Origin of the sequence: Lentilactobacillus laojiaonis (assembly GCF_020616595.1) — a bacterium.
Taxonomy (GTDB): Bacteria; Bacillota; Bacilli; order Lactobacillales; family Lactobacillaceae; genus Lentilactobacillus; species Lentilactobacillus laojiaonis.
The window spans coordinates 95,239-113,093 of sequence record NZ_CP085278.1 but is presented as its reverse complement, the minus strand read 5'-3'; the positions used below and the strand labels follow the sequence as shown (position 1 = coordinate 113,093).

At 34.6% G+C, this 17,855-nt stretch carries 19 protein-coding genes; 10 read left to right on the top strand and 9 right to left on the bottom strand.

Translation table 11 applies throughout. The annotated features are described in order from the left end of the window. The first annotated feature begins 72 nt into the window (after positions 1–72). The 4 genes from LHL71_RS00500 to LHL71_RS00485 all read left to right on the top strand — a co-directional run bounded on the left by LHL71_RS00500 (position 73) and on the right by LHL71_RS00485 (position 3,900). Entirely contained in the window at positions 73–2,088 is a 2,016-nt protein-coding gene (locus LHL71_RS00500; RefSeq protein ID WP_227361100.1) for an ATP-dependent Clp protease ATP-binding subunit, read from the top strand. A 229-nt stretch (positions 2,089–2,317) separates the two neighbouring features. Beyond that, complete coding sequence (locus LHL71_RS00495) at positions 2,318–2,521, top strand: cold-shock protein (RefSeq protein WP_227361099.1); 204 nt, start codon at positions 2,318–2,320, stop codon at positions 2,519–2,521. A 110-nt stretch (positions 2,522–2,631) separates the two neighbouring features. Beyond that, positions 2,632–3,186: an NADPH-dependent FMN reductase gene (locus tag LHL71_RS00490; RefSeq protein WP_227361098.1), complete on the top strand. Its 555-nt coding sequence runs from the start codon at positions 2,632–2,634 to the stop codon at positions 3,184–3,186. Between the two features lie 75 nt (positions 3,187–3,261). Further along, on the top strand, positions 3,262–3,900 hold the full coding sequence (locus LHL71_RS00485) for an FMN-dependent NADH-azoreductase (RefSeq protein ID WP_227361097.1): 639 nt from the start codon (positions 3,262–3,264) through the stop codon (positions 3,898–3,900). A gap of 32 nt (positions 3,901–3,932) precedes the next feature. Here LHL71_RS00485 and LHL71_RS00480 read toward each other — a convergent pair whose 3' ends face one another. Continuing rightward, positions 3,933–4,913 (bottom strand): lipoate--protein ligase family protein, encoded by a 981-nt coding sequence (locus LHL71_RS00480; RefSeq protein WP_227361096.1) that lies wholly within the window; start codon positions 4,911–4,913, stop codon positions 3,933–3,935. Between the two features lie 88 nt (positions 4,914–5,001). On the opposite strand from LHL71_RS00480, the gene LHL71_RS00475 reads away from it, so the two are divergent. Further along, entirely contained in the window at positions 5,002–5,388 is a 387-nt protein-coding gene (locus LHL71_RS00475) for a biotin/lipoyl attachment domain-containing protein (protein WP_227361095.1), read from the top strand. 69 nt (positions 5,389–5,457) lie between these two features. On the opposite strand, the gene LHL71_RS00470 is transcribed toward LHL71_RS00475, so the two are convergent. The 3 genes from LHL71_RS00470 to LHL71_RS00460 form a co-directional block, all read right to left on the bottom strand. Then, complete coding sequence (locus tag LHL71_RS00470; protein WP_227361094.1) at positions 5,458–5,592, bottom strand: SH3 domain-containing protein; 135 nt, start codon at positions 5,590–5,592, stop codon at positions 5,458–5,460. Positions 5,593–5,804: 212 nt separating this feature from the next. Further along, positions 5,805–6,671 (bottom strand): hypothetical protein, encoded by an 867-nt coding sequence (locus tag LHL71_RS00465; RefSeq protein WP_227361093.1) that lies wholly within the window; start codon positions 6,669–6,671, stop codon positions 5,805–5,807. A gap of 134 nt (positions 6,672–6,805) precedes the next feature. Continuing rightward, positions 6,806–7,648 carry a hypothetical protein gene (locus LHL71_RS00460; RefSeq protein ID WP_227361092.1) on the bottom strand — a complete coding sequence of 281 codons (843 nt, stop codon included), beginning with the start codon at positions 7,646–7,648 and terminating at the stop codon, positions 6,806–6,808. A gap of 214 nt (positions 7,649–7,862) precedes the next feature. Between LHL71_RS00460 and LHL71_RS00455 the strand changes: the two genes are divergently transcribed. Continuing rightward, positions 7,863–8,045, top strand: coding sequence for a P8 family protein (locus LHL71_RS00455; RefSeq protein ID WP_227361591.1), 183 nt, complete (start codon positions 7,863–7,865; stop codon positions 8,043–8,045). 22 nt (positions 8,046–8,067) lie between these two features. Here LHL71_RS00455 and LHL71_RS00450 read toward each other — a convergent pair whose 3' ends face one another. After that, positions 8,068–8,376 (bottom strand): DUF7671 family protein, encoded by a 309-nt coding sequence (locus LHL71_RS00450; protein WP_227361091.1) that lies wholly within the window; start codon positions 8,374–8,376, stop codon positions 8,068–8,070. An 82-nt stretch (positions 8,377–8,458) separates the two neighbouring features. Here LHL71_RS00450 and LHL71_RS00445 point away from each other — a divergent pair, with 82 nt between their 5' ends. Continuing rightward, the gene (locus LHL71_RS00445) at positions 8,459–9,295 is read left to right on the top strand and encodes a DegV family protein (RefSeq protein WP_227361090.1); all 837 of its coding nucleotides are present in this window, start codon (positions 8,459–8,461) and stop codon (positions 9,293–9,295) included. A gap of 66 nt (positions 9,296–9,361) precedes the next feature. Further along, a complete protein-coding gene (locus LHL71_RS00440) occupies positions 9,362–9,619 on the top strand; it encodes a hypothetical protein (RefSeq protein WP_227361089.1) in 258 nt (85 codons plus the stop codon). Positions 9,620–9,655: 36 nt separating this feature from the next. On the opposite strand, the gene LHL71_RS00435 is transcribed toward LHL71_RS00440, so the two are convergent. The 3 genes from LHL71_RS00435 to LHL71_RS00425 all read right to left on the bottom strand — a co-directional run bounded on the left by LHL71_RS00435 (position 9,656) and on the right by LHL71_RS00425 (position 13,941). Beyond that, positions 9,656–12,403, bottom strand: a complete 2,748-nt coding sequence (locus LHL71_RS00435; protein WP_227361088.1) for an MMPL family transporter — start codon at positions 12,401–12,403, stop codon at positions 9,656–9,658. Between the two features lie 3 nt (positions 12,404–12,406). Beyond that, positions 12,407–13,024: a TetR/AcrR family transcriptional regulator gene (locus LHL71_RS00430; RefSeq protein WP_227361087.1), complete on the bottom strand. Its 618-nt coding sequence runs from the start codon at positions 13,022–13,024 to the stop codon at positions 12,407–12,409. An 80-nt stretch (positions 13,025–13,104) separates the two neighbouring features. Beyond that, positions 13,105–13,941, bottom strand: a complete 837-nt coding sequence (locus LHL71_RS00425; protein ID WP_249778702.1) for a DMT family transporter — start codon at positions 13,939–13,941, stop codon at positions 13,105–13,107. 191 nt (positions 13,942–14,132) lie between these two features. On the opposite strand from LHL71_RS00425, the gene LHL71_RS00420 reads away from it, so the two are divergent. Both LHL71_RS00420 and LHL71_RS00415 read left to right on the top strand, forming a co-directional pair. Beyond that, positions 14,133–15,872 carry a phospho-sugar mutase gene (locus LHL71_RS00420; RefSeq protein WP_227361086.1) on the top strand — a complete coding sequence of 580 codons (1,740 nt, stop codon included), beginning with the start codon at positions 14,133–14,135 and terminating at the stop codon, positions 15,870–15,872. Between the two features lie 104 nt (positions 15,873–15,976). Continuing rightward, complete coding sequence (locus tag LHL71_RS00415) at positions 15,977–16,846, top strand: DegV family protein (RefSeq protein ID WP_227361085.1); 870 nt, start codon at positions 15,977–15,979, stop codon at positions 16,844–16,846. Positions 16,847–16,912: 66 nt separating this feature from the next. Here LHL71_RS00415 and LHL71_RS00410 read toward each other — a convergent pair whose 3' ends face one another. Further along, positions 16,913–17,851, bottom strand: coding sequence for a phosphoglycerate dehydrogenase (locus tag LHL71_RS00410; protein ID WP_227361084.1), 939 nt, complete (start codon positions 17,849–17,851; stop codon positions 16,913–16,915). Positions 17,852–17,855: the final 4 nt, after the last annotated feature.

The window sequence follows — 17,855 nt, the reverse complement described above, 5'->3', positions numbered from 1 at the left end:
TTTATTAACTCCCTATCAGGTGATACGATAACGATATATTAGGTAATGATTATCTGTAAGGGGGAAATAATTATGGCAAATGATCCATTTGAATATTCTAGTTTTGATGATTTATTTAGTGATCCATTCTTTAAGCGTGCATTTGAAGCGGATGATCAAAGTTATCGCCGCCAAATGCCACAACAACCTCAACCATCACAACACTCTGGTAAGAAAACTTTATTAGAAGAATATGGACTTGATATGACTAAACTCGCTAAAAACGGTGATTTAGATCCCGTGATTGGCCGAGACAGTGAAATTGAACAAATGGAAGAGGTTTTAAGCCGTCGAACTAAAAATAACCCCGTGTTAATTGGTGAAGCCGGTGTTGGTAAAACTGCCGTTGTCGAAGGTTTAGCCCAAAAAATTGCTGACGGAGATGTATCCGACCGTTTGCAAAATAAACGCTTAATTTCCATTGACGTAGTTTCCTTAGTACAAGGTACTGGAGTCCGTGGCCAATTCGAAGAACGAATGCAGCAATTAATTGATGAAGTATCTAAAGATAAAAATATTATTTTATTCATTGATGAAATTCACCAAATTGTTGGTGCCGGATCAACTGGTGAAGGCGATAAAATGGATGCCGGTAATATTTTAAAGCCTAAATTAGCTCGTGGCGATTTTCAATTAATTGGCGCCACTACAAATGCCGAATTCCGTGACATTGAAAAAGACCAAGCACTTGCTAGAAGATTCCAACCAATTACGGTTGATGAACCTAGTGAGGCTGACACGTTACAGATCATTGAAGGTTTAGCTCCTAAATATGAACAATATCATCACGTTCACTATACTAAAGATGCCCTTCAAGCAGCCGTTACTCTAGGTAATCGTTACATCCAGGATCGTAAAAATCCCGATAAAGCTATCGATTTAATCGACCAAGCGGGAGCCAAAATTGCTATGAACTCTTCAGCTACCAAGGATCGAGCCGCCCTCGAACAAGAAGGCGCTCGCTTAGAGCAACAAAAAAATCTAGCTTCCCAAAATGAAGACTATGAAAAAGCCGCTAAACTTCGCGATCGGATCGATAAAATTGCTCAACAAATTAAAAATATTGATAACGGAGCCCAAGTTAAAGTTCCTGAAGTCACTTCTACTAGCATTCAAATGGTTGTAGAAAAAATTACCGGCGTACCGGTTTCTAACATTGATAACGATGAACTTACTCAACTTAAGAACCTATCTAAAGATATGAAGCAAGTTGTCATCGGTCAAGATAAAGCCATTAATTCCATTTCAGCAGCCATTAAACGTAGCCGAGTTGGATTTACCGATGGCAATCGTCCAATTGGTAGTTTCTTATTTGTTGGCCCTACCGGAGTTGGTAAAACTCAAACAGCCAAGGCTTTAGCTAAAGAACTCTTTGGTTCCGATAAAGCCATGATTCGTTACGATATGTCTGAGTACATGGATAAAATTAGTGCCAGCAAGCTAATTGGATCAGCTCCCGGATACGTTGGCTATGAAGAAGGTGGCCGTTTAACCGAACAAGTTCGTCGCCACCCTTACAGTTTAATTTTATTGGATGAAATTGAAAAAGCCCATCCCGACGTTTTAAACCTCTTGCTTCAAATTTTAGATGATGGTCGTTTATCCGATGCTCATGGTAAATTAGTCGATTTTAGTAACACAGTAATCATCATGACTAGTAATGCCGGCCAAGAAAATATTAAGGAACAACCTAACGTTATCGATCGCCTAAAACCCTACTTTAAGATTGAATTCTTAAACCGAATTGACGACATTGTTCAATTCCAACCTTTAAGCAAAGATAATATCTTAAAAGTCTTAAATATTTTCCTTAATAACTTAAATAAATTAGTTAATAAATCGCGTGGAATTTCCTTTACTGTAACTAATGATGCTAAAAACAAATTAGTACATGACGGTTACGATGAAGAGCTCGGAGCCCGTCCAATGCGCCGAGTAATCACTAAGGAAATTACAGATCCATTAACTAACGCCTACTTGGAAAATTCTGATGTGAAAGAATTTAAAATTGGACTTAAAGATAATCAAATCGAGATTAAACCGGCTTAAATCAACAACTAAAATTTTTAATTGCTAAATAAAAAATAAATAAAATTATTTATTTAGCAAATCATTTGACATGGTCCGGAGTTATTGTTATATTATGGTTAATGTGTTTTAGGTTTCGATTGTTAAGGTAACTTGTTTTATTTTTTGAATTAACAACTTCCTTAATTGCGTTCCGACTAGATACATTGCAAATTTTTTAAGCGCATGAGCGCAAGGAGGTTTCATTATTATGAAACAAGGTACTGTTAAATGGTTTAACGCTGATAAAGGTTACGGATTCATTACTACTGACGACGGTGACGTATTTGTTCACTTCTCAGCAATCAACAAAGATGGTTTCAAGTCATTAGACGAAGGCCAAAAAGTTACTCTTGACGTTGAAGATAGTGATCGTGGACCACAAGCTGCAAACGTTAACGTTGTTGAAGGTTAATTCAACTTCTAAGACTGGTGATTATTCACCAGTCTTTTTTTGTGCAAATAAATTGCAATTAATTGATAGTTAACTCATAATAAATATAGCTTTATAAAGGGGGTTAACTAATGTCAGTTAATGTAGCCGTAATTGCGGGTAGCTTACGACAAGGGGCTTTTTCAAAAGCAATTGCTAAATCCGTTGCTTCGTTACTACCTGAAGATTACATAGTTAAATTTATTAATATTAATATGGATCTATATAACCAAGATCTTGATCAAGAAGAGACAGTACCTGAATCATGGAAGAGATTCCGTCAAGATATGAGTAAGATGGATGCCGTCATTTTTGTAACTCCAGAATATAATCGTTCCATTCCTGGTGGTCTAAAGAACGCCTTAGATGTCGGTTCTCGTCCAATGGGATCTAGTATTTGGGATAAAAAACCGGCTTTAATTATCAGTGAATCACCCGGTGGTATGGGCGGAATGGCCGCTAACTTTGCCTTAAGACAATCGTTAGTATTTTTAAACATGCCAACAGTTCAACAACCCGAAGCCTACTTAGGTAAAGTTACTAGCTTTATTAACGAAGATGGTTCAATTACCGACCAACGCGAACTAGATTATTTCCAAAGTTTAGTAAACGCCTTTGTGGACTTAGTTAAGAAAAACGTGAAATAAAAGATTGCCTTCGGCGGTCTTTTTTATTTTAAATAGTATAATTAGTTTATAAATAATAATTTAGGGGGATTTATTATGGCTACTTTATTAGTAATCAAAGCTCACCCTGCTAGCGATGTGATTTCTACTTCATTAACTATGGGTGATCGATTTATCGAAAGTTATAAAGAATCAAATCCACAAGACGATGTATTAGTTCATGACTTATATGCTGAGGGAAATATCGCCATCGACAGTTCTAATTTAAACGTCTGGAAAAAATTAACCGACGGCACCAAGTATGATGAATTAACTCCAGATGAACATATCTTAATTAGTCGCCAACAACTACTACAAGAAGAATTCATTAAAGCTGACAAATACGTATTTATTAATCCAATGTACAATTTATTTTTACCATCTAAATTAAAGGATTATTTAGATATCGTCTGCCAAGCAACGAAAACTTGGGATTACCAAAAAGGTGGTTTCCTTAAAGATAAAATTGCCCTTCATATTCAATCTTCATCCGGTAAATATCATTCAAGTGATAATCCCGATATGCTAAAACTAGATATGGGTGACCACTATCTTAGAATGATTCTTAGACAAATTGGGGTTACCGACGTTCAAGGTATCTACTGTGAAGGTCTTAATGGTCAAAATCCACAAGCAGATTTACAAGCTAAACAAGCTGCCTATCGTCAATCCGAAGAACTCGGCCAACAATTCTAAATAAAAAAAGCTGATGAAATTCATCAGCTTTTTTATTTAACTACTTTATGCGTTATAAAATTGAGCATTTTTTGTTTTTCTAAAGTTTTTAGATGTCCCTGATCGACAGCTTTTTCAATGGCGTCATCGCTAGTATCACTACCAACTAAAGCTGTTTCAATTGCGGATAAGTCCCCTTCAATCTTGAAGAACGGTACAAATTTGAAAGCCGTAAATTGATTGCCTACTACGGTAAAATTAATCCCTAACTTACCAGCTGAAAAAGCTTCGTCAGCATATTGACCGTAACCAGCATTATGACCATAATTCCATGAATCTAAACCAAATTCATCGGCCAAACTGTGTTCAATTTGCTCCCAATCAGTGGTTGAGATTTGATAGTCTTGAGCATCATCGATATCATCGACGTTAAACATCACTTTAATAATCGCCGCTCTTAAATCATCTAGACTAACTTTAGATGGTAATTCACTTGCTAAATTAATTAGTTCATCAAATGAAGGTTCTAAAATGACTTTTTTAGCGATATCTTGATTAACTTTAAATAAAATCTCAACATCTACCGTGTATCCTCGAGCATTTTTCTGCATTTGAATGCGTCCAAATGTTTTATCGTTAACTTGTAATTGATTAGTTCGATCTTTTAATTTGGCAGTAACCCCCAAATTTTCTAGGGCTTTTAAGATCGGTTTAGCAAAGTAATCATAATTTTCAAAATTACCATCATCTTTACCAATGATTTCATTAATTTTTAAGGTCCCACTATCGTTATATTGAATGTTACTATTAATTGGTTTTCTTACTAACTCTAAATGATATTGATTCATGAGGGGCACATTTAAAGTCTCCCAAATGTTATCATCACGGCCAATAATTACGGCAGGATTACTTGCGTAAATCATCACACCGTGACCATCTTTTTGTAGGTCATTGACAAAGTAATTTTCGATGGCTTGGTTAACAACTGCCATATTCGCAAATTTAGTTTCTTTGGAATTAACTATTAAATACATTACACTTCCCCCTTAATATCTAATTGCATATTCTTAATGCGACTTTAATTATAGGTTATAATTGAAGAAAATAGTATTGAGGTGACTTATGATGAGTAAATTTGCATGGATTAATCGCATTAAAAATTTTTTCTCAACTAACCAAATGAGTTCACCACTTCCTAAGGAAAATATCAAAAATGGGATCTGGTATCATTTAGAGGATAACGAAAACTATCTTCTGGGTTTAGATCCTGGAGTACTTTCCAAAACTGGCAAAATTGAATATGTACATTTTTTAATAACTGATAAAGAAATTAACCAAGATGAATCTTTTATTGAAGTAACTGGCGAAAATAGCTCAACTATTCTCACCTCTCCAATTAGTGGAATTATTTTATCCAAAAATCCTTACTTAAACGACAACCTAAGTCGTCTAAATTATGGCGATCCTCATGAAAATTGGTTACTAGAAGTTGCACCTAATAAGGGTTAAAAAAAGCCGTCATTCAATTCAATGAATGACGGCTTTTGAGATTAATTATGGCATTTTAATTTTATTAGGTTAACTATTAAGAACGTAACGAATATCTCCGGAATAACTAGTGTAGGATAACCAGAAATGGTTACCTGACTTTAATTTACTTGTATAATAAACCGTGTCGCCAGCATGATATGCAGCTAATGCTGTGGCACTCATATCAGGTTCAGCTCATACTCCACAAGTAGTATTAAAAGTAAAACTACCTGAAACATTAATAGTATAACCATCGGGAGTATTAGAAACATCAATTGCCATAACTATAATCTCCTAAAATTTAATATTTATAACCAGCGCCGATTACAATTATTAGTATAATTTAAAATATCGTTTACATTTCCCACATTTTTCCCAACTTCATATCTATATGGTTAGTCATTAGGTACTAATAAAATTTCAAATCTTCCATAAGCACTACCAAAGTAATTATCATAATCATCTTCAGTCTTACTTACCGCACTTACACCAATTTTATAACCTTTATAGTTATCTGGATTAATTTTTTTAACATTTAACTTACCGAGTATATAATCTTTATAAGAAACGTCATCTGTTAATGCTTTAAAAGTATTAACAGAAATTAATTTTCCATCATTTTTTTTATCTAAACTATCAATAAAATCATAGTATTTATTTGACCAAGTATCTCTTATATAACCATCTTCTGAAATACTACTTAATCCTAAATTAATAGCTTCATCAGCATCTGAGGTTAACTTTGGATCTTCAGTTGCACCACTAAAGATTGATAGAATAGTTTTCTTTAATTCATCACGACTCTTATAACTTTCTACTCCATATGCATCAGTATATTTGTCAGAATTAATATTATTTGAATTGTTATTATTTGAGTTATTGTTATTGTTGCTTGGAGCTTGATATTTACCTTTAGTTAAATAACCACGATAGATATAACCAGTTACCTTTTTATTGCCACTAACTACTTGATAGTAAATGGTGGTTTTTTTACCGTGTTTCATGGCAACACTTTGTTGAACGTGCCAGGTAGTGTGGGGATAGTTCTTTGAGTTATGTAGTTTCTTGGTGTGATTCCAATTCCATAAGTAAGCCGTTTGGCCTTGCTTTTTGGCATGATATGCGGGCGTAGTTGATTTATAACTCTTAGTCTTTGTCCATACATATTTAGTAGATGCACTAGCTTTAGTTTGGTTAGCTAGCATCCCTGCACCAGTTACGGTTAAGCCTAGTGCTAGAGTAGTTATTAGTTTATGTTTCATAATTTTCTCCTAGTAATTTATTTAAACAATCCTAGTTTCATTATAATGCAAGGCTTTAACTAATAGGCAAATATTTTTATATTATCAATCAACTCAAAAAATATCCTAGTCGAATAGCTCGGCTAGGATGTTTTTTAATCATTAGGTACTAATAAGATTTCAAATAGTCCATGGGCACTTCCGTTAAGATTACCATTTTCAGTCTTACTTACGGCACTTACCCCAATTTTATAACCTTGATAATCATTTGGATTAATTCCTTTGGCTTTTAATTGGCTCATTACATATTCCTTGAAAGGTCTGGAATCTCTAGTATAGCGTCCTTTGTTTTCAATTTGAATTAGTTGGCCGTGATGGTCTTTCTTGACCTTATCCATTAAATTATAATAGTCGTTTGTAGCTTTATCTCGTTGAGAAGCACTGCCAGTCATTGAATTTAATATTAAATCCACAGCATTATCAGCAACCGAAGTTAACTTAGGATCTGCTACGGTACCTTTAAAAGTTGATAAAAGAGTCTGCTTGAATTCTCCTCGACTACGATAAGTTTCAACACCATAAGCATCGATATATCGATCTCGATCGATTTCTTGATAATTGTTTTCGTGATTAGCTTGATATTTGCCCTTAGTTAAGAAACCTCGATAGATATAGCCCGTTACTTTTTTATTGCCACTAACTACTTGATAATAAACTGTTGTTTTATTACCATGCTTCATGGCGACACTACGTTGAACATACCAGGTAGTATGTGGATAATTCTTAGCATTGTGTAATTTTTTAGTATGACTAGCGTTCCATAAATAAGCCGTCTGGCCAGCATTTTTAGCATGATATGCAGGCGTAGTTGCTTGATAACTTTTAGTTTTAGTCCAAACGTATTTAGTAGCTGCGTTTGTGTTAGTTTGATTAGTTAATATCCCCACACCGGTTAATGATAATCCCAGTGCTAAGGTGGTCATTAATTTATGTTTCATAATTTTCTCCTTACTTAAATCAATTTTTCAACCACATTATATACTCTTCGGCTGATAAATACTTTTATTTTGATGTTGCTTGCTATCAGGATAATGTGGGTAACTTGCCAAACAAAATTTAACTATCATGAATTATTTGAATTATAATATAAGTGTAATTAAATTGATTAAGGGGGAATTGATCGTGGTAGAATCCAGCTTGTTAGATAAACCAATGTCTGAAGCTTTTCCTGCATGGGGAAACTCCAATCTTCCTGTTCGTAACGCCTTATGGGACTATTACATGGAGTTAAATGGCCGCAACACCATGAAAACCGAAAAAGATATGGATCCATATAAACAAATGTCTGCCGAACAAATTAAAATACAAGTCGAAAAATTACTTAAAAGTGAATAATAAAAAGGAAGATAAAATCACTTTATCTTCCTTTTTTAATATGACTTAGTAAATCATCTGAAATAAATTCATTAGTAAATCTTTGCATAGGAGTAAAATCATGGCGATTTTTAAAAGCCAATTCTTTAGTTTCAACAATGGCAACTAACATATTATTTTCGGTAATAAATACTTGGCCTAGTTTTTTAAATTTTCCCTTGGTATGTTTACCAATTCGCCAATCATGTGCTTTATATTCTCCATTATTATCTAGCTTTAATTGATATTGACCTGAATCATCAGTTATTAGCGGTACTCCAATTAATTGCAGCGTATCATACTTGCCCTTCATTTTTAAATTACCTTTCTTCATTAAGTATCATTAACCATTGTAAATTTTAGCTATTAATAATTCAATCTAAGGAGATATTCATATGCCTAAATTTAAAATCGTTACCGATTCAGCCGGACAATTAACCGCAGATCAAATCACTCGCTACAATATTTACGTTATTGATTTACCAGTTACCGTCAATGGTAATTTATACGGTCGGGTTAGTACCATTAATCCGGAAGCTTATTTAAGATTACTCGGTAGTTCCAATAAACCTAATATTGAATTCATTTCACCAACTGATCTGGCCCAAATTTATGATGAATTAGCCAGTGACGGTTCCGAAATTATCTCCATTCACTTAAGCAGTCGTTTAATTAATACTTTTGAAGTCGCTCAACAGGCCGCTGAAATCGCCAGTGCTACGGTTCACGTGGTTGATAGTCAAATGGCTTCCATTGGCTTAGCCTATCAAACTTTGGCTGCCGCTAAAGATGTCGAAGCCGGTAAAGATTTTGAAGAAATTAAGCAACACCTGGCTCGCGTATTAAGCCATACCCATTCATTTTCTTCAATTATTGATAACAAACAACTAATTACCAACAAAGTTATCAATCGATTTATGGGATCTATTGAAGACCGACTTAATATTAGATATATTTTAGAATTTAAAGATAATGAATTTAAGATGCTTAGAAGAACGCCAGACATGAGTTGGGTAGCTGATTTTTGGGATGAGCAATTTAAATTTATGCATCAACATGAAATTTTAGATATTAATATTGTGCATGCTAATGATGATCGTCGCGCCAAGCAAGTTTTAGATACCGTCCAAGCCCAATTTCCTGATATCAAAATTAATTTTAGTATCGTTAATCCCGTTATCGCTAATATTGTGGGTACCGAAGCGATTAATTTTACTTATTTAACTTCATAGGCAAATCTAACCAGTTCGCAAATTTAAGGTGGTAAGATATATATAATTTCAAAGGGGGAATTGATTATGGCAGAAGAAAATAAAGCAGATAAAGCATTGAATAAAATTGGAGATACTTTAAGTAAACTAGATGAAACTTTAGCCAAAGAAGAAAATGATAAACTTCAAGGCAAAAAAACTCGTGCTTGGTTTGAAGAACATCGTGCCATTCATGAAGTTAAAAAGGCCCTACACGAAGTTGGTAAGTACGACAAATTTAATGAAGATGACTATAATCGTTTCATGAAGGACTATGAGCGCGCTATTAAAGACTTAAATGAATAATAAAAAAAGCTTTCCCGAATGGGAAAGCTTTTTTTATTATTTTTCATCATCATCTAAACTGTGTTTTGGTTTTCTACCGTGGTAGAAGAAGAAGTTAGCAAATGAAATATTTTCATAAGTCAAGCGCATTACCGCTGGCATAACTAATGGAATAACTATTACTAAGATAATTAAACCAACAATTACCCCAATAGCAACTTGAATTAAAGTAAGAACTCCTGAAGGAATTAACGCAGCAAAAGTTCCTCCTAAAATAATTACAGCTGAGATAATTACTGTTCCAATAACTGTGGCAGCTTCGATCATTCTTTGACCAACTGAAGCACCGGTATCTTTATTTTCACGATATTTCATGATTAAGAAGATACTGTAATCAACTCCTAGGGCAATTAGCATAACGAAAGTAAAGAATGGAGTATTCCAAGTTAGCATATCTTGTCCTAATAGGTGTTTACTGATAAATTCAGTAATTCCTAATGAAGTTACGTAAGTTAAAGTTAACATTGCTAAAATGTAAATTGGTTGTAGCAATGAGTGAGTAATTAAAGCTAAGGCAATTCCAATACCGACAATCATAATAATTGCAGTTCTAATGAAATCTTGACTTGAAATGCTCTTATCATCAGCTGACAAGGCAGTTTGACCACCAATAGCTACGGTAGCATTCTTCAAATCAGTACCTTTAAGGTTTTCTTGAACTTGTCGTTGAAGATCAATAACACGTTTCATAGATTTTTCTGAGTTTGGATCGGTGTCTAAAACAATAATCATGCGACTAGTTTTTTGATCACCTGATAGATACATATCAGTAGAATCTTTGAAAGTCTTACTGTTCATGATATTACTTGGGATGTAGAAAGTATCAGCAGCGGCTGATTTTCCTAAATCTTTAAGGTAATCATTTGATTGTTTTACCCCACTATTCATGGTCTTAAGACCATCACTAGCAGTCATTAATTTGGTTTGAGTTTCTTGTAATTCATCTGCTAAATCTTGAGCGTTAGTAGCAATGGTTTGAGTATTGCTTCCAACTTCAGTTAAGGCAGCTTGAGTACCAGAAACCGTAGCTTGTTGTTTTTCAATTGATGAAGTCAAAGCAGTAACTAAAGCTTGTTGTTGAATTGCATTTAATGGAGTACCCGCAGCAGTTAATTGTGATTGAAGTTGTTCAACCATTTGTGTTGGAGTTGCTCCAGTATTAGCACTTTGAGCTGCCGTTTGAATTTGAGCTAATTGGTCAGCAATACTTTGAGTTGAGGTACCAATATTTTCAAGTGGTTCAGTATTAAATTTAGAACTAGTTAGACCTTTAGTAGTCTTAGTTAATCCATTATTTACTTTATTTAAATTACCAGTCAAAGTATCTAATTGGTCATTTACATAAAGTTGTTTAATCGCTACCCCACCTGGTTGGGTAACTGAGTTGACACTAGCAATTCCAGGGTTCTTTTGAATTTGTTTAGTGATACGATCAAGTTCTTTTAGATCTTTTTCGTTGTTTAATTTGTGATCGGCCTTAATGTATAAGGTTGCTGGTTCGGCAGTACCTTTTGAGAAATGATCTTGAACTACCAAGTAACCTTTTTTAGCTGGCATGCTATCACTTAATTCAACCGCATTATCGTAATTTAATTGGTTATTATAATGCATCGCAATTGGTAATGAGATGGCTAAAAGTAATACCAAGACGATAATTGGGTGTGCTACAGAGCTCTTAGCTTGGAAGTGCCAGAAACGACTTCCACCTTCGGCTTCAAGATTCTTAGAAGGCCAGAAGATTTTTTCGCCCCATACAGCCATAAAGAATGGTGTAAAGGTAAGTAGAACTAATAGTAATACGGCTACCCCAACAGCCACTCCTACAGCTGATTGGTAAATTGAGAATTTAGCTAAACCTAAGGCAGTAAAACCAATTAAAACTGAAGATCCACTGTATAAAATGGTTCTACCAGCAATTTTTCTTGAAGCAATCGTGGCTTCTACTTTGTCTTTACCTTGCGCTAACTGTCGCTTAAATTCGTTAAATAGTAAAATATTGTAATCTGTACCAATCCCAAATAATACAATTACCATGAATACTTGGGTAAAGTTAGATAGTGGGAAATTGTAGTATTTAACTAAATTAGCCACAATACTTAATGAAATAATAAATGATAAACCAACTGAAAGTAAGGAAATAAATGGCACGATTAATGATCTAAATACAATAATTAATACAATTAAAATAAAGACTACGGTAATTGCTTCAGTCTTTTTAATACCTTCTTCAGTGGATAGTTGGAAGTCATCTTGTAAGATGTCACTACCAGTTACATAAGTTTTTACTCCGTTAGTTTTAACTGCGTCTTGGATTTTATCATTCATATCACGAATGCTATCTTTTTTACCAACGTCTAGTTGAACTAACTCAGTAGTTTTATCTTTAGAGATCAATTGTTTTCTAGTAATTGAACTATCTGAAGCTGCGGTGATTTTTTTAATGTCATATTTAGCTTGGTCATTTTTTAATGAATTAATAGTAGCATCGATATCACTTTGTTGAATATCGGTGATCTTACTATCGTCATTATTAAAGACTACTACCACCTGACGAGTGTTACTAATCTTATGTCCCCAATGCTTTTGAATGGTATCAGCTACCTGGCTTTGAGCACTAGCTGGGATTTTAGTTTGGCCTTTATCAGAAACTAATTGCGATAAATTAGGTAGCAATAAAATGCTAGCAAGCGCAACTAAGATCCAAGCCACAAAAATTCCGGTGTATTTTTTTGAAAACTTATCCATAACCTACTCCTCTTTTTTTATTCTAATCAATTCATCAGGACTAACTTCGCGATATCTTAAAATAATTTTAGCCACTTCTTCTGGTTGTTCCGGATGTTCCTTGGTTAACCAGTGAATTACAATTGACATTAAATTATTTAAAATCATCTCTTCGATATAGTCTTGAGGAATTACTTCGTCATAAAAGACGCTATCCTTTATTTGACTAAATTCAACACGAATTTCTTTACGAAATAAATCTTTGAGTTTATTAACAAATAACGGATCACCATTGCTACTTAACAAGGCCGCCACTATATCACGGTCATTGTAAATCTGATTAAGAGTTTTAATCACTAATTTATAAGGTAAAATTTCAAAACTATCGTTCTTTAATTGCTCGATCGCGGTAGGAATCACTGAATTAAGTGCTTCCTGGAGCTTTTCTAGTAACTCTCGTTCGATTTTATGCAATAAATCAAATTTATCACTAAAATGAATGTAAAAAGTTCCTCGATTTACTCCGGCCAACCGAGTAATATCAGTTACGCCGATATCATTGAAATTCTTTTCCTTAATTAAATCGATAAAAGACGCTATTAATAATTGTTCAGTTTGCTGATTTCTTTTATCCGATTTCATCACCCGACTCCTTTACTCCAGATTAATTTACTAACCTATTATAAATGAATCTTTTTAGAAGTCAACACGGTGTTCATAATTTATTTTTTAGGAGTTTTAACCGACAAAACAAATACCGTACTAATCGCTAGTAGCATCCCCAAGGCTTCAATCCAACTAAAACTAGTATTTAAAAATAATACCATCCCTAAAGTAGCAGCTAGCGGTTCAAACGTATCCAACAATCCAGCTACCGTTGGTGAAATGTAGGCTAGGCTTTGCATGAAACAGATATACGCTAAAATCGTACCAAAGATTACAATAAAACCAACGCCTAGGACCGTTCCTAAAGTCAGTGTGGGGGCATTTTTCCAAAATGGGAAACAAACTGAAAATACAATCCCACCAATCAACATCGCCCAACCAATCACTAATAAAGAGCCATATTCAGCAATTAATTTGACTGGAATCATAGTTTGTAAGGCTCCGGCTAGGGCTAGTAATAAACCAAAAATAAGTGCCGTTTTAGAAATTGCTAAATGATTAATATCTCCCTTGGTAACTAATAACCAAGTACCTATAATAGCTAAACCTACTGCAATGATTTCTTTAGTTTGTGGTAACGAACGGGAAATAAAAATAGTAAAAATCACAATTAAGACCGTCCCTAAACTCTGCATAACCGTGGTAGTCGCTGCATTACTATTTTTAACAGTTAATAAATATAGATATTGAACTGCCGATAATCCTAAAAGCGAATAAATTAACATTACCCACCGATTTTTAGGACGTTGCCAAATTACATTTAATTTTTGATGTTTACCAAATTTGACATAGGCCAAAATAGCAATCCCGGCTAAAAGCATCTTAATTCCCATTAACCATTCCGTCGAAAGATGCTGAGTAGCAAATAACGATTGGGAAACGGGCCCCTGAATTCCCCAAAAAATTCCCCCGAGACTCGCTAAGACAATCCCCTTTTCTTGATTTGTAACTTTAATGATGAGTTCCTCCTACCAAAAAATTTGAATCTAAACAATTTATTTTACCAGTTTTTGGTATAATTATTAATTAATGTTAGTATTTTATTTGTAGAAACCTATTTTTTACTGCATAAGGAGAAAAGTTAGTGAATGAAATTGCTGAACAAACTTATAACACTTGGTTAGAACAAGATAATTTACCAAGTAATATTTTAAATGAACTTCAAAACATGAAAAATGACCCTAAAGAAATCGAAGATGCCTTTGCAACTCATCTATCATTTGGTACTGCGGGAATGCGTGGTTTAATTGGTGCTGGTACTAACCGAATGAACATTTATACGGTGCGCCAAGCTGCCGAAGGTCTAGCACGTTTTATGGATACGCTAGATGACGCTACTAAAAACCAAGGGGTAGCCATTAGTTTTGATTCACGGTATTTCTCATCAGAATTTGCCCATGAATCCGCTCGCGTATTAGGCCATCACGGAATTCCAACTTATGTATTTGACGATATGCGACCAACTCCCGAACTATCTTTTGCCGTTCGACACCTACATACTTATGCCGGAATTATGATCACGGCTAGTCACAATCCTAAAGAATACAATGGATTTAAATTATATGGTCCCGACGGTGGTCAAATGCCCCCTAAGGAATCTGATTTAATTACTACCTATATTAATAAAGCTAATAATTTATTTGATATTCGCGTTAGTGATGAACATACTTTAAGAATGGATAATATCATGCACATTATTGGTGAAGATGTTGATATTCCATACTTAGAAGGACTTAAAAACGTTACTATTAACAACGAATTAGTTAAAACTACCGGTAAAGATCTTAAATTTGTTTACACACCTTTACACGGAACTGGAAAAGTTATCGCTCGACGAGCTTTAAATGAAGTTGGTTTTACGGATTACGAAGTAGTAGCTGAACAAGCCATTGCCGATCCGGAATTTCCAACTACGCCTCATCCTAATCCGGAATTTCCGGAAGCCTTTAATTTAGCTATGGAACTCGGCCAAAAAACTAAAGCCGATATTTTAATTGCTACTGATCCGGATTCTGATCGTTTAGGAGCCGCTGTTCGCCAACCTGATAATACCTACAAGTTACTATCAGGTAACCAAATTGCCAGTGTTTTACTAAACTACATTTTAAACGCTAAAAAGCAATCCAATACTTTACCTACCAATGGAGCCATTGTTAAATCTATCGTTTCTACCGAATTAGCTGACGCAATTGCTAAATCATATAACGTAGAAACTAAAAGTGTCCTAACCGGATTTAAATTTATCGCTCAAAGCATTCAAGAATTCGAAGATCAAAAAGATCACACCTTCTTATTTGGCTTTGAAGAAAGTTTTGGTTACTTAATTAATCCATTTGTTCGGGATAAAGATGCTATCCAAGCAGTCCTATTATTAGCTGAAGTCGCTGCTTACTATAAAGATCAAGGTAAGACCTTATATGATGGGGTTCAAGAAATGTATCAAAAATACGGATACTTTGATGAAAAAACTATCTCTAAAGTCCTTACCGGCTTAGATGGCAAGCAAAAAATTCAAAGCATCATGCAAAATTTCCGTGACCATCCAATTACTGAACTAAATGGTCACCAAGTGGTCCGTGTGGCTGACTATGCTAAACAAACTTTAACCTTTGATGATGGCCACACCGAATCATTAACCTTACCAACTGCTGACGTTCTTAAATATTGGTTAGATGATGACACTTGGGTCGCAATTCGTCCTTCCGGTACCGAACCTAAAATTAAATTTTACGTTGGTACTAAGAGCGATTCACAAAAATCAGTCCAAGAAAAATTAGTTGCTTACGAAAACGCAATTGCTGATTTAGTAAATCCGCTCCTATAAAATCACCAAACTCGAGGAAGTTTCTCGAGTTTTTTATTACTTGCTTTTATTAGTTACTATGGATAATAATAGTAGCAAACTATATATTGATAGAGGAAAAACATATGAAAACTGCTGTACTAACTGATAGTGCTAGTAACATCCCTAAGGAATTAGTTGAAAAATATGATATTACCGTCTTACCAATTACGATTATTTTTGGTGAAACTCAGTATCGTGATGGTGTAGATATGAGCGCCCAAGCATTTTTAGATAAGTTGGCTGATAGTAAACAATTACCAACGACAGCTCAAGTATCGATGGGTCAAATGCAAGAAGCTTTTGATAATTTAAGTGCGCAAGGTTACGATGAAGTAATTTGTGTTAATTTATCATCTGGTATTACGACCTTTTACGAAAATCTAGTTATGTATTCTAAAGATGTCACTAACATTAAAGTCTATCCATTTGACTCGTTAATCGCTAGTGCTGGGGAAGCTAACCTCACCTTATTAGCTGCTAAAATGGCTCAAGAAGGTCATCATGCAGATACCATTCTGCCTAAATTAGAGTTAATGCGGGATTCGATGAAGGTGGCCTTTGTAGTAGATAGTCTTTCACATTTAATGCGTACTGGTAGAATTTCAAATGCTTCGGCCTTAATTGGTAGTATGCTTAGAATTAAACCGCTTTTAACTTTTGAAAAGGGTAAAATTGTACCACTCAGTAAAGAACGCACTATGAAACAAGCAACCAATAAAGTCATGGAATTAGTCGAAGCCTCGGTTCCTACTTATGATGTGCCGGTTCGAATTTCCGTGGTTGATGCCAATAACCCTAAATTACAAAATGATTGGTTAGAAAAACTGCACCAAAAATTTCCTGATGTCGCTATTGATAGTAATTTAATTGGTCCAGCCATTAGTGTGCATACGGGTACAAAAGCTATGGGAATTATCTGGTCAATTGATTGGGAATACCTTAGCGAACATTAATTTTATTTCTGCTATTATTTAATATTTTATAATTATAAAAAAGGCCTCCGATTAACGGAGGTCTTTTTATTTAACTTGGTTAACGGGCCATTGAGGTTGTTTATTATCAACTAATGTAGTAACTAATTCTCCAGCTGCTCCCGTAATCATCCGAGTCATACTTTCCACCGTATTGGCAGCAATATGAGGAGTTAGTAAGACGTTATCTAACTGATATAACGGACTATCTAATGGTAACGGTTCATCATCAAATACATCTAAAGCAGCTCCAGCAATTTGTTTTGATTGGAGGGCATGCAACATAGCATTAGGATCCACCAATTGACCACGGGCCGTATTAATTAGATAGGCACTTGATTTCATCATTTCAAATTCACGTTGACCAAATGAACGCTCCGTTTGGGGAGTTACCGCTAAAGTTAGACAAATTATATCAGATTGCTTAATTAATTCTTCTCGTTCAACATAGGTAGCATAATCATTAGCTTTTTTAGTGCGATTATTATAAATAATTCGCATATCCAGTTGACTGGCTTTTTTAGCTAACATTTGACCAATTCGACCAAAGCCAATAATTCCTAAAGTTTTGTTTGCTAAGTCAAATCCGGGATGATTTCTAGGATATTTGTGATCACCCTTACGCATCGCCATCGAATCATTAAAAATATTTTTTGAAACGGCTAAAATATCCGCTAAAGTAGTTTCAGCCACAGTTGAGGCATTGGCATTAGGCGTAATGGTTACCCAAATTCCTCTTGAAGCCGCGAAATCTACATCAATATTGTTATAACCTACGCCACTTCTAGCAATGATTTTTAAATTTTCAAATTTAGCAATGTCATCATTTTTAAAAGTAGTGGTCCCGGCTAAAATTCCTTGAGCATCGGGAGCTTTAGTTAAAGCATCAGGAATTGAAATAGCTTCAACTACTTCTAAACCGGCATCAGTTAAGATTTTTTGACCAACTTCAGGAAATCCTTTTGGAACAATTACTTTTTTTACCATAATT

What these genes read in the sequence shown, in the direction of transcription:
- LHL71_RS00470 (WP_227361094.1), bottom strand. Translation starts at nt 5,592, where the DNA reads ATGAGTGCCACAGCATTAGCTGCATATCATGCTGGCGACACGGTTTAT.
- LHL71_RS00475 (WP_227361095.1), top strand. Translation starts at nt 5,002, where the DNA reads ATGATGAGTAAATTTGCATGGATTAATCGCATTAAAAATTTTTTCTCA.
- LHL71_RS00495 (WP_227361099.1), top strand. Translation starts at nt 2,318, where the DNA reads ATGAAACAAGGTACTGTTAAATGGTTTAACGCTGATAAAGGTTACGGA.
- LHL71_RS00455 (WP_227361591.1), top strand. Translation starts at nt 7,863, where the DNA reads ATGTCTGAAGCTTTTCCTGCATGGGGAAACTCCAATCTTCCTGTTCGT.
- LHL71_RS00440 (WP_227361089.1), top strand. Translation starts at nt 9,362, where the DNA reads ATGGCAGAAGAAAATAAAGCAGATAAAGCATTGAATAAAATTGGAGAT.
- LHL71_RS00500 (WP_227361100.1), top strand. Translation starts at nt 73, where the DNA reads ATGGCAAATGATCCATTTGAATATTCTAGTTTTGATGATTTATTTAGT.
- LHL71_RS00490 (WP_227361098.1), top strand. Translation starts at nt 2,632, where the DNA reads ATGTCAGTTAATGTAGCCGTAATTGCGGGTAGCTTACGACAAGGGGCT.
- LHL71_RS00415 (WP_227361085.1), top strand. Translation starts at nt 15,977, where the DNA reads ATGAAAACTGCTGTACTAACTGATAGTGCTAGTAACATCCCTAAGGAA.
- LHL71_RS00485 (WP_227361097.1), top strand. Translation starts at nt 3,262, where the DNA reads ATGGCTACTTTATTAGTAATCAAAGCTCACCCTGCTAGCGATGTGATT.
- LHL71_RS00445 (WP_227361090.1), top strand. Translation starts at nt 8,459, where the DNA reads ATGCCTAAATTTAAAATCGTTACCGATTCAGCCGGACAATTAACCGCA.
- LHL71_RS00450 (WP_227361091.1), bottom strand. Translation starts at nt 8,376, where the DNA reads ATGAAGGGCAAGTATGATACGCTGCAATTAATTGGAGTACCGCTAATA.
- LHL71_RS00480 (WP_227361096.1), bottom strand. Translation starts at nt 4,913, where the DNA reads ATGTATTTAATAGTTAATTCCAAAGAAACTAAATTTGCGAATATGGCA.
- LHL71_RS00410 (WP_227361084.1), bottom strand. Translation starts at nt 17,851, where the DNA reads ATGGTAAAAAAAGTAATTGTTCCAAAAGGATTTCCTGAAGTTGGTCAA.
- LHL71_RS00435 (WP_227361088.1), bottom strand. Translation starts at nt 12,403, where the DNA reads ATGGATAAGTTTTCAAAAAAATACACCGGAATTTTTGTGGCTTGGATC.
- LHL71_RS00465 (WP_227361093.1), bottom strand. Translation starts at nt 6,671, where the DNA reads ATGAAACATAAACTAATAACTACTCTAGCACTAGGCTTAACCGTAACT.
- LHL71_RS00460 (WP_227361092.1), bottom strand. Translation starts at nt 7,648, where the DNA reads ATGAAACATAAATTAATGACCACCTTAGCACTGGGATTATCATTAACC.
- LHL71_RS00430 (WP_227361087.1), bottom strand. Translation starts at nt 13,024, where the DNA reads ATGAAATCGGATAAAAGAAATCAGCAAACTGAACAATTATTAATAGCG.